This is a genomic window from Streptomyces sp. NBC_00328 (assembly GCF_036139655.1).
In the GTDB taxonomy this organism is placed as follows: Bacteria; Actinomycetota; Actinomycetes; order Streptomycetales; family Streptomycetaceae; genus Streptomyces.
This window is the reverse complement of record NZ_CP108013.1, coordinates 2,355,196-2,369,342: the sequence shown is the minus strand read 5'-3', so window position 1 is coordinate 2,369,342 and position 14,147 is coordinate 2,355,196. Positions and strand designations below refer to the sequence as shown.

13 protein-coding genes are annotated in these 14,147 nt (G+C 70.2%); 12 read left to right on the top strand and 1 reads right to left on the bottom strand.

Annotated features, from left to right (window positions below; translation table 11 throughout):
* Window positions 1-79: 79 nt before the first annotated feature.
* The 12 genes from OG485_RS10305 to OG485_RS10250 all read left to right on the top strand — a co-directional run bounded on the left by OG485_RS10305 (window position 80) and on the right by OG485_RS10250 (window position 12,671).
* A complete protein-coding gene (locus OG485_RS10305) occupies window positions 80-625 on the top strand; it encodes a hypothetical protein (protein WP_328667099.1) in 546 nt (181 codons plus the stop codon).
* A 188-nt stretch (window positions 626-813) separates the two neighbouring features.
* Complete coding sequence (pdxS, locus tag OG485_RS10300; protein ID WP_389076213.1) at window positions 814-1,662, top strand: pyridoxal 5'-phosphate synthase lyase subunit PdxS; 849 nt, start codon at window positions 814-816, stop codon at window positions 1,660-1,662.
* A gap of 4 nt (window positions 1,663-1,666) precedes the next feature.
* Window positions 1,667-2,272 (top strand): pyridoxal 5'-phosphate synthase glutaminase subunit PdxT, encoded by a 606-nt coding sequence (pdxT, locus tag OG485_RS10295; protein WP_328667096.1) that lies wholly within the window; start codon window positions 1,667-1,669, stop codon window positions 2,270-2,272.
* Between the two features lie 76 nt (window positions 2,273-2,348).
* Complete coding sequence (locus OG485_RS10290; RefSeq protein WP_328667095.1) at window positions 2,349-3,101, top strand: YebC/PmpR family DNA-binding transcriptional regulator; 753 nt, start codon at window positions 2,349-2,351, stop codon at window positions 3,099-3,101.
* Window positions 3,102-3,233: 132 nt separating this feature from the next.
* Window positions 3,234-3,830 carry a crossover junction endodeoxyribonuclease RuvC gene (gene ruvC / locus OG485_RS10285; protein WP_328667093.1) on the top strand — a complete coding sequence of 199 codons (597 nt, stop codon included), beginning with the start codon at window positions 3,234-3,236 and terminating at the stop codon, window positions 3,828-3,830.
* Entirely contained in the window at window positions 3,827-4,438 is a 612-nt protein-coding gene (gene ruvA, locus OG485_RS10280) for a Holliday junction branch migration protein RuvA (RefSeq protein WP_328454496.1), read from the top strand. Before ruvC ends, ruvA begins: the two co-directional genes overlap by 4 nt.
* A gap of 97 nt (window positions 4,439-4,535) precedes the next feature.
* Entirely contained in the window at window positions 4,536-5,630 is a 1,095-nt protein-coding gene (ruvB, locus tag OG485_RS10275; protein WP_328667091.1) for a Holliday junction branch migration DNA helicase RuvB, read from the top strand.
* Window positions 5,631-5,793: 163 nt separating this feature from the next.
* Window positions 5,794-6,312: a preprotein translocase subunit YajC gene (gene yajC, locus OG485_RS10270; RefSeq protein WP_328667088.1), complete on the top strand. Its 519-nt coding sequence runs from the start codon at window positions 5,794-5,796 to the stop codon at window positions 6,310-6,312.
* Window positions 6,313-6,452: 140 nt separating this feature from the next.
* Window positions 6,453-8,219 (top strand): protein translocase subunit SecD, encoded by a 1,767-nt coding sequence (gene secD, locus OG485_RS10265; protein ID WP_328667087.1) that lies wholly within the window; start codon window positions 6,453-6,455, stop codon window positions 8,217-8,219.
* 1 nt (window position 8,220) lies between these two features.
* Entirely contained in the window at window positions 8,221-9,342 is a 1,122-nt protein-coding gene (gene secF / locus OG485_RS10260; protein WP_328667084.1) for a protein translocase subunit SecF, read from the top strand.
* Entirely contained in the window at window positions 9,339-9,878 is a 540-nt protein-coding gene (locus OG485_RS10255) for an adenine phosphoribosyltransferase (protein WP_328667082.1), read from the top strand. The genes secF and OG485_RS10255 overlap by 4 nt, the downstream gene beginning before the upstream one ends.
* 315 nt (window positions 9,879-10,193) lie before the next feature.
* On the top strand, window positions 10,194-12,671 hold the full coding sequence (locus OG485_RS10250; protein WP_443048909.1) for a RelA/SpoT family protein: 2,478 nt from the start codon (window positions 10,194-10,196) through the stop codon (window positions 12,669-12,671).
* A 112-nt stretch (window positions 12,672-12,783) separates the two neighbouring features.
* Here the strand turns inward: OG485_RS10250 and OG485_RS10245 are convergent, their stop codons facing one another.
* A complete protein-coding gene (locus OG485_RS10245; RefSeq protein WP_328667078.1) occupies window positions 12,784-14,013 on the bottom strand; it encodes a DUF349 domain-containing protein in 1,230 nt (409 codons plus the stop codon).
* Between the last annotated feature and the right edge of the window lie 134 nt (window positions 14,014-14,147).

Here is a 14,147-nt window from a genome sequence, read left to right as displayed (position 1 = left end):
GCGGGCGCCGGCGAGGCGCGCCCACGTCGTGGTGCGGGCCCCGGCGGGCCGGTGACCGGCACGGGTAGCCTTGCCGCCCGTGACCGCAACCCTCATCTGGACCCTCGTCGGCCTCGTCGCGATCGGCCTCTACCTGAGCTGGACCGCCGGACGTCTCGACCGGCTGCACGCCCGTATCGACGCCGCCCGCGCCGCCCTCGACGCGCAGTTGCTGCGCCGGGCCTCCGTGGCGCAGGAGCTGGCCACCTCCGGGGTGCTCGACCCGGCCGCCTCGATCGTGCTCTACGAAGCGGCGCACGCGGCCCGGCAGGCCGAGGAGGAGCAGCGCGAGGTGGCCGAGAGCGAGCTGAGCCAGGCCCTGCGCGCGGTGTTCGGGGAGCCCCAGCAGGTCGAGGCGGTACGCGCGGTGCCCGGCGGCGAGGAGGCGGCCGGCGAGCTGGCCCAGGCCGTGCGCCGGGTGCCGATGGCGCGGCGCTTCCACAACGACGCCGTCCGCGCCGCGCGTGCCCTGCGCCGGCACCGCAAGGTCCGCTGGTTCCGTCTCGCGGGCCACGCCCCGTTCCCCATGGCCTTCGAGATGGACGACGAGCCCCCGACGGCTCTGGCGGACCGCCCGACGAACTGATGTACACCGGTGGACCGGAACGAAAACGATCCACCGACTCCTCATTGGCCCTTGCAGTGGACTGGTCGCCTCGCGTTTCCTCGGAGCTGCAGAAATCCTCTTTCACCGAGTGAGGTCAACCCGTGTCCAGCACCCTCCCCAACTCCGCCGAGAACACTGCGATCGGTACCGCCCGCGTCAAGCGCGGCATGGCCGAGCAGCTCAAGGGCGGTGTGATCATGGATGTGGTCAACGCCGAGCAGGCGAAGATCGCCGAGGACGCCGGCGCCGTGGCCGTCATGGCCCTGGAGCGGGTCCCCGCCGACATCCGCAAGGACGGCGGCGTCGCCCGGATGTCGGACCCGAACATGATCGAGGAGATCATCGAGGCGGTCTCCATCCCGGTCATGGCCAAGTCCCGCATCGGCCACTTCGTCGAGGCCCAGGTCCTTCAGTCCCTCGGCGTCGACTACATCGACGAGTCCGAGGTCCTCACTCCGGCCGACGAGGTCAACCACTCCGACAAGTGGGCGTTCACCACCCCCTTCGTCTGTGGTGCCACCAACCTGGGTGAGGCCCTGCGCCGTATCGCCGAGGGCGCGGCCATGATCCGCTCCAAGGGCGAGGCCGGCACCGGCAACGTCGTCGAGGCCGTCCGTCACCTGCGCCAGATCAAGAACGAGATCGCCAGGCTGCGCGGCTTCGACAACAACGAGCTGTACGCCGCCGCCAAGGAGCTGCGCGCCCCGTACGAGATCGTCAAGGAGGTCGCCGAGCTCGGCAAGCTCCCGGTCGTCCTGTTCTCCGCCGGTGGTGTCGCCACCCCCGCCGACGCCGCGCTCATGCGCCAGCTCGGCGCCGAGGGCGTCTTCGTCGGCTCCGGCATCTTCAAGTCCGGCGACCCGGCCAAGCGCGCCGCCGCCATCGTGAAGGCCACCACCTTCTACGACGACCCGAAGATCATCGCGGACGCGTCCCGCAACCTCGGCGAGGCCATGGTCGGCATCAACTGCGACACGCTCCCCGAGACCGAGCGCTACGCCAACCGCGGCTGGTAGTCACATGAGCACTCCTGTGATTGGCGTCCTGGCCCTCCAGGGCGACGTACGGGAGCACCTGATCGCCCTGGCCGCGGCGGACGCCGTGGCCAGGCCGGTAAGGCGCCCCGAGGAGCTCGCCGAGATCGACGGCCTGGTCATCCCCGGCGGCGAGTCCACCACCATCTCCAAGCTGGCCGTCCTCTTCGGAGTGATGGAGCCGCTGCGCGCGCGGGTCCGCGACGGCCTGCCCGTCTACGGCACCTGCGCCGGCATGATCATGCTCGCCGACAAGATCCTCGACCCGCGCTCGGGCCAGGAGACCATCGGCGGCATCGACATGATCGTGCGCCGCAACGCCTTCGGACGGCAGAACGAGTCCTTCGAGGCGGCGATCGACGTCCGCGGTGTCGAGGGCGATCCTGTGGAGGGCGTCTTCATCCGCGCACCCTGGGTCGAGTCCGTGGGCGCCGAGGCCGAGGTGCTCGCCGAGCACGAAGGCCACATCGTCGCGGTACGCCAGGGAAACGCGCTCGCCACGTCGTTCCACCCGGAGCTGACGGGCGACCACCGTGTTCACGGTTTGTTCGTCGACATGGTGCGCGCGAACCGGACACCGGCGTCCTTGTAGGATCTGTGGGGTCTTCCCAGGCTCCCAATGTCTGGGGGCGTCCGTACAGGTTGGGTTACGCGAAGGAGACAGGCAGATGTCCGGCCACTCTAAATGGGCTACGACGAAGCACAAGAAGGCCGTGATCGACGCCAAGCGCGGCAAGCTCTTCGCGAAGATGATCAAGAACATCGAGGTCGCGGCACGCACGGGCGGCGCCGACGTGTCCGGCAATCCGACGCTGTTCGACGCCATCCAGAAGGCCAAGAAGAGCTCGGTCCCGAACAAGAACATCGACTCCGCGGTCAAGCGCGGCGCCGGTCTCGAGGCCGGTGGCGCGGACTACGAGACGATCATGTACGAGGGTTACGGCCCGAACGGTGTCGCCGTGCTCATCGAGTGCCTCACCGACAACCGCAACCGCGCGGCCTCGGACGTCCGCGTCGCCATGACCCGCAACGGCGGGAACATGGCCGACCCCGGCTCCGTCTCGTACCTGTTCAACCGCAAGGGCGTCGTCATCGTCCCCAAGGGTGAACTGGCCGAGGACGACGTCCTCGGTGCCGTGCTCGAAGCGGGTGCCGAGGAGGTCAACGACCTCGGTGAGTCCTTCGAGGTCCTGTCCGAGGCCACCGACCTGGTCGCGGTGCGCACCGCGCTCCAGGAAGCCGGCATCGACTACGACTCCGCCGACGCCAACTTCGTCCCGACCATGCAGGTCGAGCTCGACGAGGAGGGCGCCCGGAAGATCTTCAAGCTGATCGACGCCCTGGAGGACAGCGACGACGTGCAGAACGTCTTCGCCAACTTCGACGTCAGCGATGAAGTCATGGAGAAGGTCGACGCCTGATCGAGTGCTTGCAAGGAGCGACGGGCCGACGGGACACCCCCGTCGGCCCGTCGCTCTGTCAGTGGCACCCGATAGCCTGCACGAACTGGGGATACCTCCAGTGGTGGCCAGGGAAATCGAAGGAGAGCTCGGTTGCGGGTGCTGGGTGTTGACCCCGGGTTGACCCGGTGCGGCGTCGGGGTGGTCGAGGGAGTCGCGGGCCGGCCGCTGACCATGCGCGGCGTCGGAGTCGTCCGTACCCCCGCGGACGCCGAGCTGGGCCTTCGCCTGGTCGCCATCGAGCAGGGCATCGAGCGGTGGCTCGACGACTACGAGCCCGAAGTCGTCGCCGTGGAACGGGTGTTCAGCCAGCACAACGTCCGGACCGTGATGGGAACCGCCCAGGCCAGCGCCGTCGCCATGCTCTGCGCGGCCCGGCGAGGCATCCCCGTCGCCCTGCACACCCCGAGCGAGGTCAAGGCCGCCGTCACCGGCAACGGACGCGCCGACAAGGCCCAGGTCGGCGCGATGGTCACCCGCCTGCTCCGGCTCGCCGAGCCCCCCAGACCCGCGGACGCGGCGGACGCCCTCGCCCTCGCCATCTGCCACATCTGGCGCGCCCCCGCCCAGAACAGACTCCAGCAGGCCGCCGCGCGGACCGGGCCCGACCGGGCCGTCGCGCAGAACAGACTCCAGCAGGCCGCGGCCGCGCACGCCCAGAACCCAGCATCGAAAGGCCGTACCGCATGATCGCCTTCGTCAGTGGCCCGGTCGCCGCCCTCGCCCCCGACTCCGCGGTCGTCGAGGTCGGCGGCATCGGCATCGCCGTCCAGTGCTCGCCCAACACGCTCTCCGGGCTCCGCACGGGACAGCAGGCCAAACTCGCCACCTCCCTCGTCGTCCGCGAGGACTCGCTCACCCTCTACGGCTTCGCCGACGACGACGAACGCCAGGTCTTCGAGCTGCTCCAGACCGCGAGCGGCGTCGGCCCGCGCCTGGCCCAGGCGATGCTCGCCGTGCACAGCCCCGACGCCCTGCGCCGCGCCGTGTCCACCGGAGACGAGAAGGCCCTCATCGCCGTCCCCGGCATCGGCAAGAAGGGCGCCCAGAAGCTGCTGCTGGACCTCAAGGACCGGCTCGGCGAGCCCCTCGGCCCCGGCGGCCCCGCCATCGGCACGGCGGTCACCGCCGGCTGGCGCGACCAGCTGCACGCCGCGCTCATCGGCCTCGGGTACGCCACCCGCGAGGCCGACGAGGCGGTCGCCGCCGTCGCCCCGCAGGCCGAGGCCGCCGAGGGCACCCCGCAGGTCGGCCGGCTCCTCCGGGCCGCCCTGCAGACCCTGAACCGGACACGCTGAACGGCCCGGGCCCCCGGGACGGGCGCGCGCCCCGGTGCGGCCCGCGCCCGCCGCACCGCCGACCGCCCCACCACCACGAGACCGCGAGGCACCACCGATGAACTGGGACGACACGACAGACGAAGCCGCCGACGAGCGGCTCGTCGGCGCCACCGCGGAGCGGCTGGTGCGATCGGTCGCCGACGGAGAGGACCAGGCCGTCGAGGCCGCGCTGCGCCCCAAGGACCTGGACGAGTTCATCGGCCAGGAGAAGGTCCGCGAGCAGCTCGACCTGGTCCTGCGTGCCGCACGCGCGCGCGGGGCCACCGCCGACCACGTGCTGCTCTCCGGCGCTCCCGGCCTCGGCAAGACCACCCTCTCCATGATCATCGCGGCCGAGATGGGCGCCCCCATCCGCATCACCAGCGGCCCCGCCATCCAGCACGCCGGCGACCTCGCCGCGATCCTCTCCTCCCTCCAGGAGGGCGAGGTCCTCTTCCTCGACGAGATCCACCGCATGTCCCGGCCCGCCGAGGAGATGCTCTACATGGCGATGGAGGACTTCCGCGTCGACGTCATCGTCGGCAAGGGCCCCGGCGCCACCGCCATCCCGCTGGAGCTGCCCCCGTTCACGCTGGTCGGCGCCACCACCCGCGCGGGACTGCTGCCCCCGCCGCTGCGCGACCGCTTCGGTTTCACCGCGCACATGGAGTTCTACGAACCCGCCGAACTGGAGCGGGTCGTCCACCGCTCCGCCGGCCTTCTGGACGTCGAGATCGGTGCCGAGGGCGCCGCGGAGATCGCCGGCCGCTCCCGTGGCACGCCCCGCATCGCCAACCGTCTGCTGCGCCGCGTACGCGACTACGCGCAGGTCAGAGCGGACGGGATCATCACCCGGGAGATCGCCAACGCGGCCCTGAAGGTCTACGAGGTCGACGCGCGGGGTCTGGACCGGCTCGACCGTGGAGTTCTCGAAGCCCTGATCAAGCTTTTCGGCGGCGGCCCTGTCGGATTGTCCACACTTGCTGTCGCTGTGGGGGAGGAGCGTGAGACCGTGGAGGAGGTCGCCGAGCCCTTCCTCGTACGGGAGGGACTCCTCGCACGCACTCCCCGTGGCCGGGTGGCGACACCCGCGGCATGGGCGCATCTCGGCCTCACGCCGCCCCGCCGTTCGGCAGGCGGAAACGGACAAGAAGACCTGTTCGGGGCGTGACGGCGTGCGTACGTACCGGGGCAGGAACCCCGGTGCCATGCTGAGCGTTGTTCCCTGAGTGCGGACTCGCTTAGACTCCGCCGATGCCGCCCTTGTCGACGGCATACATACCCCCATCCAGCAGGCCGCTCACCTTTGCGGTTGAAGAAGGAAGTCCCGACCCGTGAGTCCTCTGACCCTCCTCCCGTTCATCGTGCTCATCGGGGCCATGTTCCTGATGACCCGGTCGGCCAAGAAGAAGCAGCAGCAGGCGGCTTCCATGCGCAATGAGCTGCAGCCAGGCTCGGGCGTGCGCACGATCGGCGGTATGTACGCCACCGTCAAGGAGGTCAACGAGGACACGGTCCTCCTCGACGCCGCCCCGGGCGTCGACCTGCTCTTCGCGAAGAACGCGATCGGCGCCGTCCTCACGGACGACGAGTACAACCGCATCGTCCACGGCATCGAGCACGACCTGAAGGCCGACGGAACCGTCGTGCCGGACGACGCCTCCTCCCTCACCGAGACCGACGAGCCCGCCGCCGACGCCTCTTCCGACGCCTCCGACGACAAGCCCCTCGACCTCGGCAAGAAGGACGCGGCTGACAAGCCTGCCGACGAGGCCGTCGCGGCGAAGGCCGACGAGGCCGTCGCCGACGACGCGGAGCCGAAGAAGACCGACGGCGGGGCCGAAGCGAAGTAGTCACGACCCGGGAGTACGGCCCGATCCGCTCGCGCCGCACACCTCCCGGGACGTGCTGTTCTCGCACGGAGTCCCGACACCATGGCATGGCCGTTCCGCGCTCACCCGGCGCAGGGCGGCCCGAGAGGGAGTACGAGAAGGTGGCAGCACCGAAGAAGGGCCGGAGCGCGAGCGCCCAGAGCAGGCCGGGGCGCTCGCTGGCCCTGATCCTGATCGCCATCGCGGCGCTCACCGGGGGGATGTTCGCCTCCGGGCACACCACTCCGCGTCTTGGCATCGATCTCGCCGGCGGCACGAGCATCACGCTCACGGCGAAGAACGAGCCGGGCCAGCCCAACGCGATCAACAAGACCAACATGGACACCGCGGTCGACATCATGAACCGCCGTGTCAACGGTCTCGGTGTCTCCGAGGCCGAGGTTCAGACCCAGGGATCCGACAACATCATTGTCAACATCCCCAAGGGCACGAACTCGGAGCAGGCCCGCGCGCAGGTCGGCACCACCGCCAAGCTCTACTTCCGTCCCGTGCTGACCACCGACGTCTCCGGTGCGGCAGCGTCGTCCAGCCCGTCGCCGAGCGCCTCCAGCAGCGCCTCCGGCAAGGCCGAGGACAAGGCGACCCCGTCCTCCTCGTCCTCCGTGACGCCGTCGGCCTCCGCCACCACCCAGGGCCGCGTGGTCACCGACGCCCTGAAGGCGGGCTCCTCGCCGTCCGCGAGCAGCACCCCGAGCGCCTCGGCCTCCGCCTCCGCCAGCGCCTCGCCGTCCGCGAGCGCCAGCGTGGACCCGGCGACCGCGAAGCTGCAGGCCGAGTACGCCGCGATCGACTGCACCGACAAGTCGGTCCGCGCCAAGGCCGGTGCCGGCACCAAGCCGACCGACCCGATCGTGGCCTGCGGCCAGGACAAGAACTCCGCGGGTGAGTGGCAGAAGTACATCCTCGGCCCGGCCGAGGTTGCCGGCACGGACATCAAGAAGGCCGGCGCGCTCTTCGACACGCAGACCGCCGCGGGCTGGAAGGTCACCATGGACTTCACGTCCGGTGGCTCCAAGAAGTTCGCCGCCATCACCGGCAAGCTCGCCCAGAACCAGCAGCCGCAGAACCAGTTCGCGATCGTCCTCGACGGCCAGGTCGTCTCCGACCCCTCGGTCGGCCAGTCGCTGAGCGGCCCCGCTGAGATCTCCGGCAGCTTCACCCAGACCGAGGCCGAAGACCTGGCCAACATGCTGAAGTACGGCGCCCTGCCGCTCAGCTTCAAGGAGTCCAGCGTCACCACGGTGACCGCCGCGCTCGGTGGCGAGCAGCTGCACGCCGGTCTGATCGCGGGCGCCATCGGCCTCGCCCTGGTCATCCTCTACCTGGTGATCTACTACCGGGGCCTGTCGGTCATCGCCATCGCGTCCCTGGGCGTCTCGGCGATCCTCACCTACGTGCTCATGGCGCTGCTCGGCCCGGCCATCGGCTTCGCGCTGAACCTCCCGGCCGTCTGCGGTGCGATCGTCGCGATCGGTATCACCGCGGACTCGTTCATCGTGTTCTTCGAACGCATCCGGGACGAGATCCGCGAGGGCCGCACCCTGCGTCCGGCCGTCGAGCGTGCCTGGCCGCGTGCCCGGCGCACCATCCTGGTCTCCGACTTCGTGTCGTTCCTGGCCGCCGCGGTGCTCTTCATCGTCACCGTCGGCAAGGTCCAGGGCTTCGCGTTCACCCTCGGTCTGACCACCGTGCTCGACGTCGTCGTCGTGTTCTTCTTCACCAAGCCGCTGATGACTCTCCTCGCCCGCAGGAAGTTCTTCGCGGAGGGTCACAGCTGGTCCGGCCTCGACCCGAAGCGACTGGGCGCCAAGCCGCCGCTGCGCCGCACCCGTCGCGCGTCCGCCCCCGTCGACACGAAGGAGGCGTGAGATGTCGAAACTCGGCACCCTCGGCGCCCGGCTCCACCGCGGCGAGATCGGCTACGACTTCGTCGGCAAGCGCAAGATCTGGTACGGCATCTCGATCCTGATCACCATCACGGCCATCCTCGGCCTGACGGTGCGGGGCCTGAACATGGGCATCGAGTTCCAGGGCGGCGCCGTCTTCACCACCACCGGGAAGAGCAGCGTCTCGGTGAGCCAGGCCGAGACGTTCGCGGAGGAGGCCTCCGGCCACGACGCGATCGTCCAGCAGCTCGGCAAGGGCGGCCTGCGCATCCAGATCGCCGGTATCGACACCGACAAGTCCGACACGATCAAGCAGAAGCTCGCCACGGACCTGAAGGTCGACGCCGAGGACATCAACGCCGACCTGGTCGGTCCGAGCTGGGGTGACCAGATCGCCAACAAGGCCTGGGAGGGCCTGGCGATCTTCATGGTCCTGGTCGTGATCTACCTGGCGATCGCCTTCGAGTGGCGCATGGCCATCGCCGCCCTGGTGGCCCTGATCCACGACATCACCATCACGGTCGGCATCTACGCCCTGGTCGGCTTCGAGGTCACCCCGGGCACCGTGATCGGTCTGCTCACGATCCTCGGTTACTCGCTCTACGACACGGTCGTCGTCTTCGACAGCCTCAAGGAGCAGACGAAGGGCATCACCAAGCAGACCCGCTGGACCTACAGCGACGTCGCCGACCGCTCGATCAACAGCACCCTGGTGCGTTCCATCAACACCACGGTGGTCGCGCTCCTGCCGGTCGCCGGCCTGCTGTTCATCGGCGGCGGTGTGCTCGGCGCCGGCATGCTCAACGACATCTCGCTGTCGCTGTTCGTCGGTCTCGCGGCCGGCGCGTACTCCTCGATCTTCATCGCCACGCCGCTCGTCGCCGACCTCAAGGAGCGCGAGCCGGAGATGAAGGCCCTGCGCAAGCGGGTCCTCGCCAAGCGGGCCCAGGCGGCCGCCAAGGGCGAGTCCCTGGAGCCGCAGGCCACCGAACCGGCGTACGAGGACGGCGAGCCGGACGACGTCACCCCGGCGGTCGTCGGCCCCCGCAACCAGCCCGCGTCCCGCGCCCGCGGCCGCGGCCGCCCCTCGGGGAAGCGCCGATGACCGGCATCGAAGAGCTGCTGACCAGCCGTATCCGTGACGTGGCCGACTACCCGGAGCCGGGAGTGATGTTCAAGGACATCACCCCGCTCCTGGCCGACCCGGCCGCGTTCGGCGCCCTGACCGGCGCCCTGGCGGACATCGCCGTGCGCACCGGCGCCACCAAGATCGTCGGTCTGGAGGCCCGCGGCTTCATCCTCGGGGCCCCGGTCGCCGTCCACGCGGGGATCGGCTTCATCCCCGTGCGCAAGGCGGGCAAGCTCCCCGGAGCGACCCTGTCGCAGGCGTACGACCTGGAGTACGGCTCCGCCGAGATCGAGGTGCACGCCGAGGACCTGAGCGCGGCCGACCGCGTGCTGGTCGTCGACGACGTCCTCGCCACCGGCGGCACCGCCGAGGCCTCGCTCCAGCTCATCCGCCGGGCGGGCGCCGAGGTCGCGGGCGTCGCCGTGCTGATGGAGCTCGGCTTCCTGGGCGGCCGCGGCCGTCTGGAGCCGGCTCTGGCCGGGGCTCCCCTGGAGGCGCTCCTGACGGTCTGAGGACCGCGTGCGCGCCACCCGGGAGTCCGCTCCCGGAAAGGCCCCCGAAAGGCCTGAGGCACCCGTAGGACACCCTGGAGGCGGGCCCGGAGGAATCCGGCGCCCGCCTCCGGCGTTTCCCCTGTGAGGCCGCTGCCGGCGGCCGACAGCGAGTCCGGCGCGAAGGATCGCTACCATGGGGTTTCCGGAGCCTGACCGGGGGACCCGGATCGCGCACGAGGAGCCCTCTTGCCAGACGAGGCCCAGCCACTCGCCCCCAGCGCGGAACGCCTGGGGCGAACCGCCTCCACCCAGCCCGAGCCCGCCCCGGGTGCCGTGGAGAAGCCCGCACGGAACGGAGCGAGCGGGCCGGTCGAGCACGCCCAGTCCGCGCCCGACGGAGCGGCGGCCGAGGGAGCACGTCCCAAGCCGGTGCCGCCCGAGCGCCCCGCGAACACCCCGGCGGTCCGTCCCACGGCAGCGCAGCCCACCCGCTCCGGCGGCTCCTCCAACCGCGTCCGGGCCCGCCTCGCCCGTCTCGGCGTCCAGCGCTCGAACCCGTACAACCCGGTTCTGGAGCCGTTGCTGCGCATAGTCCGCAGCAACGACCCCAAGATCGAGACGTCGACGCTCCGGCAGATCGAGAACGCGTACCAGGTCGCCGAGCGCTGGCACCGCGGCCAGAAGCGCAAGAGCGGCGACCCGTACATCACGCATCCGCTCGCCGTCACCACCATCCTCGCCGAGCTGGGCATGGACCCGGCGACGCTCATGGCCGGCCTCCTGCACGACACGGTCGAGGACACCGAGTACGGCCTCGACACCCTGCGCCGCGACTTCGGTGACCAGGTCGGGCTGCTCGTCGACGGCGTCACCAAGCTGGACAAGGTCAAGTTCGGCGAGGCCGCCCAGGCCGAGACCGTGCGCAAGATGGTCGTGGCGATGGCCAAGGACCCCCGCGTCCTGGTCATCAAGCTCGCCGACCGCCTGCACAACATGCGCACCATGCGCTATCTCAAGCGCGAGAAGCAGGAGAAGAAGGCGCGCGAGACCCTGGAGATCTACGCGCCGCTCGCCCACCGCCTGGGCATGAACACCATCAAGTGGGAGCTGGAGGACCTCGCCTTCGCGATCCTCTACCCCAAGATGTACGACGAGATCGTGCGCCTGGTCGCCGAGCGCGCCCCCAAGCGCGACGAGTACCTCGCCATAGTGACCGACGAGGTCCAGTCAGACCTGCGCGCGGCCCGCATCAAGGCGACCGTGACCGGCCGCCCGAAGCACTACTACAGCGTCTACCAGAAGATGATCGTCCGCGGCCGCGACTTCGCGGAGATCTACGACCTGGTGGGCATTCGCGTCCTCGTGGACACCGTCCGCGACTGCTACGCGGCACTCGGCACCGTGCACGCGCGATGGAACCCGGTCCCCGGCCGGTTCAAGGACTACATCGCGATGCCGAAGTTCAACATGTACCAGTCGCTGCACACGACGGTGATCGGCCCCAACGGCAAGCCCGTCGAACTCCAGATCCGTACGTTCGACATGCACCGCCGTGCCGAGTACGGCATCGCCGCGCACTGGAAGTACAAGCAGGAGACCGTCGCCGGCTCCTCCAAGATCCGCACCGACGTGCCCCGGGCGGCCAAGGGCAGCGCGGGCCAGGACACCGTCAACGACATGGCGTGGCTGCGCCAGTTGCTCGACTGGCAGAAGGAGACCGAGGACCCCAGCGAGTTCCTGGAGTCGCTGCGCTTCGACCTGTCGCGCAACGAGGTCTTCGTCTTCACGCCCAAGGGCGACGTCATAGCGCTTCCGGCCGGTGCGACACCGGTGGACTTCGCGTACGCGGTCCACACGGAGGTCGGCCACCGGACGATAGGAGCACGGGTCAACGGCCGCCTGGTGCCCCTCGAATCGACCCTGGACAACGGCGACCTGGTGGAGGTCTTCACCTCCAAGGCGGCCGGCGCGGGCCCCTCCCGCGACTGGCTCGGCTTCGTGAAGTCGCCGCGGGCCCGCAACAAGATCCGCGCATGGTTCTCCAAGGAACGCCGCGACGAGGCGATCGAGCACGGCAAGGACGCCATCGCCCGCGCGATGCGCAAGCAGAACCTGCCGATCCAGCGGATCCTCACCGGCGACTCCCTGGTCACCCTCGCGCACGAGATGCGCTACCCCGACATCTCGTCGCTGTACGCGGCGATCGGCGAGGGTCATGTCACCGCCCAGAGCGTCGTCCAGAAGCTCGTCCAGGCGCTCGGCGGCGAGGAGGCGGCCACCGAGGAGATGGACGAGGCCGTACCGTCCGCTCGGGGCCGTGGCCGCAAGCGGCGCAGCAACAACGACCCCGGAGTGGTCGTCAAGGGCGTCGACGACGTGTGGGTCAAGCTCGCCCGCTGCTGCACGCCGGTGCCGGGCGACCCGATCATCGGGTTCGTCACCCGCGGCAGCGGTGTCTCGGTCCACCGCAGCGACTGCGTCAACGTCGACTCGCTCTCGCGCGAGCCCGAACGCATCCTCGAAGTCGAGTGGGCGCCCACCCAGTCCTCGGTCTTCCTGGTCGCCATACAGGTCGAGGCACTGGACCGGTCCCGGCTGCTGTCGGACGTCACCCGCGTCCTGTCCGACCAGCACGTCAACATCCTGTCCGCGGCCGTCCAGACCTCCCGCGACCGGGTCGCCACCTCCCGGTTCACCTTCGAGATGGGCGACCCCAAGCACCTGGGGCACGTCCTGAAGGCCGTACGAGGCGTCGAGGGCGTCTACGACGTGTACCGCGTGACGTCGGCCCGCAGGCCCTCCGAGGCCTGACACCCGCCGTCCGCCCGGCCACTCGGCCGGGTGGACGGGCAGCCGGGCGGAGACACGCGAAGGGGCTCCCGTACGAACCGTGCGGGAGCCCCTTCGCGTGTCCGCAGCGTTGTCAGCCGCCGAACTCGTGAAGACCCTTCAGAGCCTGGTCCAGCAGCGCCTGACGGCCGTCCAGCTCCTTCTGGAGCTTGTCGGCCTTCGCGGTGTTGCCCGCGGAGCGCGCCGCCTCGATCTGGCCCTGGAGCTTGTCCACGGCGGCCTGAAGCTGACCGGTCAGACCCTCGGCACGCGCGCGTGCCTCAGGATTCGTCCGGCGCCACTCGGTCTCCTCCGACTCCTGGAGAGCCCGCTCCACCGCGTGCATCCGGCCCTCGACCTTCGGGCGGGCGTCGCGCGGCACGTGGCCGATGGCCTCCCAGCGCTCGTTGAGGGAACGGAAGGCCGCACGAGCCGCCTTCAGGTCCTGCACCGGGACGAGCTTCTCGGCCTCCTCGGCCAGCTCCTCCTTGAGCTTCAGGTTCTCCGTCTGCTCCGCGTCGCGCTCGGCGAAGACCGAGCTGCGCGCCGCGAAGAACACGTCCTGGGCGCCGCGGAAGCGGTTCCACAGGTCGTCCTCGTGCTCGCGCTGGGCACGGCCCGCGGCCTTCCAGTCCGCCATCAGCTCGCGGTACCGGGCCGCCGTCGGGCCCCAGTCCGACGAGCCGGACAGCGACTCGGCCTCCGCGACCAGCTTCTCCTTGGTCTTGCGGGCGTCCTCGCGCTGCGCGTCCAGCGACGCGAAGTGCGCCTTGCGCCGCTTGGAGAACGCCGAGCGGGCATGCGAGAAGCGGTGCCACAGCTCGTCGTCCGACTTGCGGTCGAGTCGCGGCAGCCCCTTCCACGTGTCCACCAGCGCGCGCAGCCGCTCACCGGCCGCCCGCCACTGGTCGCTCTGCGCCAGCTCCTCGGCCTCGACGACCAGCGCCTCCTTGGAGTGTCTCGCCTCGTCGGACTGCTTGGCCCGTTGGACCTTGCGTTCCTCGCGGCGCGCGTCGACGGTCTCCACGAGCTTGTCCAGCCGCACCTTCAGCGCGTCCAGATCACCGACCGCGTGGTGGGCGTCCACCTGCCCGCGGATGTGATCGATGGCGGTCTGGGCGTCCTTCGCCGACAGGTCGGTGGTCTTCACTCGCTTTTCGAGGAGGCCGATCTCCACAACCAGGCCTTCGTACTTGCGCTCGAAGTAGGCCAGCGCCTCATCAGGGGTGCCGGCCTGCCAGGAACCGACGACCTGCTCGCCGTCGGCCGTACGCACGTACACGGTCCCCGTCTCGTCGACGCGGCCCCACGGGTCGCTGCTCACAGCGCCTCCTCCACATGATGCCTGCGTGGGGCTTCAGCGCCCCCTGGCATCGTCCACAGTTCGTCACGGCCAACATAGGCGACCGGCGGGGCGGCTGTCCGCATCCCGCGCGACCGAAATCTCGCAGTTGAGGG

Bases quoted from the DNA above. Each gene is read 5' to 3' on its own strand.
- pdxS (WP_389076213.1), top strand. From the start codon at position 814: ATGGCCGAGCAGCTCAAGGGCGGTGTGATCATGGATGTGGTCAACGCC.
- pdxT (WP_328667096.1), top strand. From the start codon at position 1,667: ATGAGCACTCCTGTGATTGGCGTCCTGGCCCTCCAGGGCGACGTACGG.
- OG485_RS10290 (WP_328667095.1), top strand. From the start codon at position 2,349: ATGTCCGGCCACTCTAAATGGGCTACGACGAAGCACAAGAAGGCCGTG.
- ruvA (WP_328454496.1), top strand. From the start codon at position 3,827: ATGATCGCCTTCGTCAGTGGCCCGGTCGCCGCCCTCGCCCCCGACTCC.
- ruvB (WP_328667091.1), top strand. From the start codon at position 4,536: ATGAACTGGGACGACACGACAGACGAAGCCGCCGACGAGCGGCTCGTC.
- secF (WP_328667084.1), top strand. From the start codon at position 8,221: ATGTCGAAACTCGGCACCCTCGGCGCCCGGCTCCACCGCGGCGAGATC.
- OG485_RS10255 (WP_328667082.1), top strand. From the start codon at position 9,339: ATGACCGGCATCGAAGAGCTGCTGACCAGCCGTATCCGTGACGTGGCC.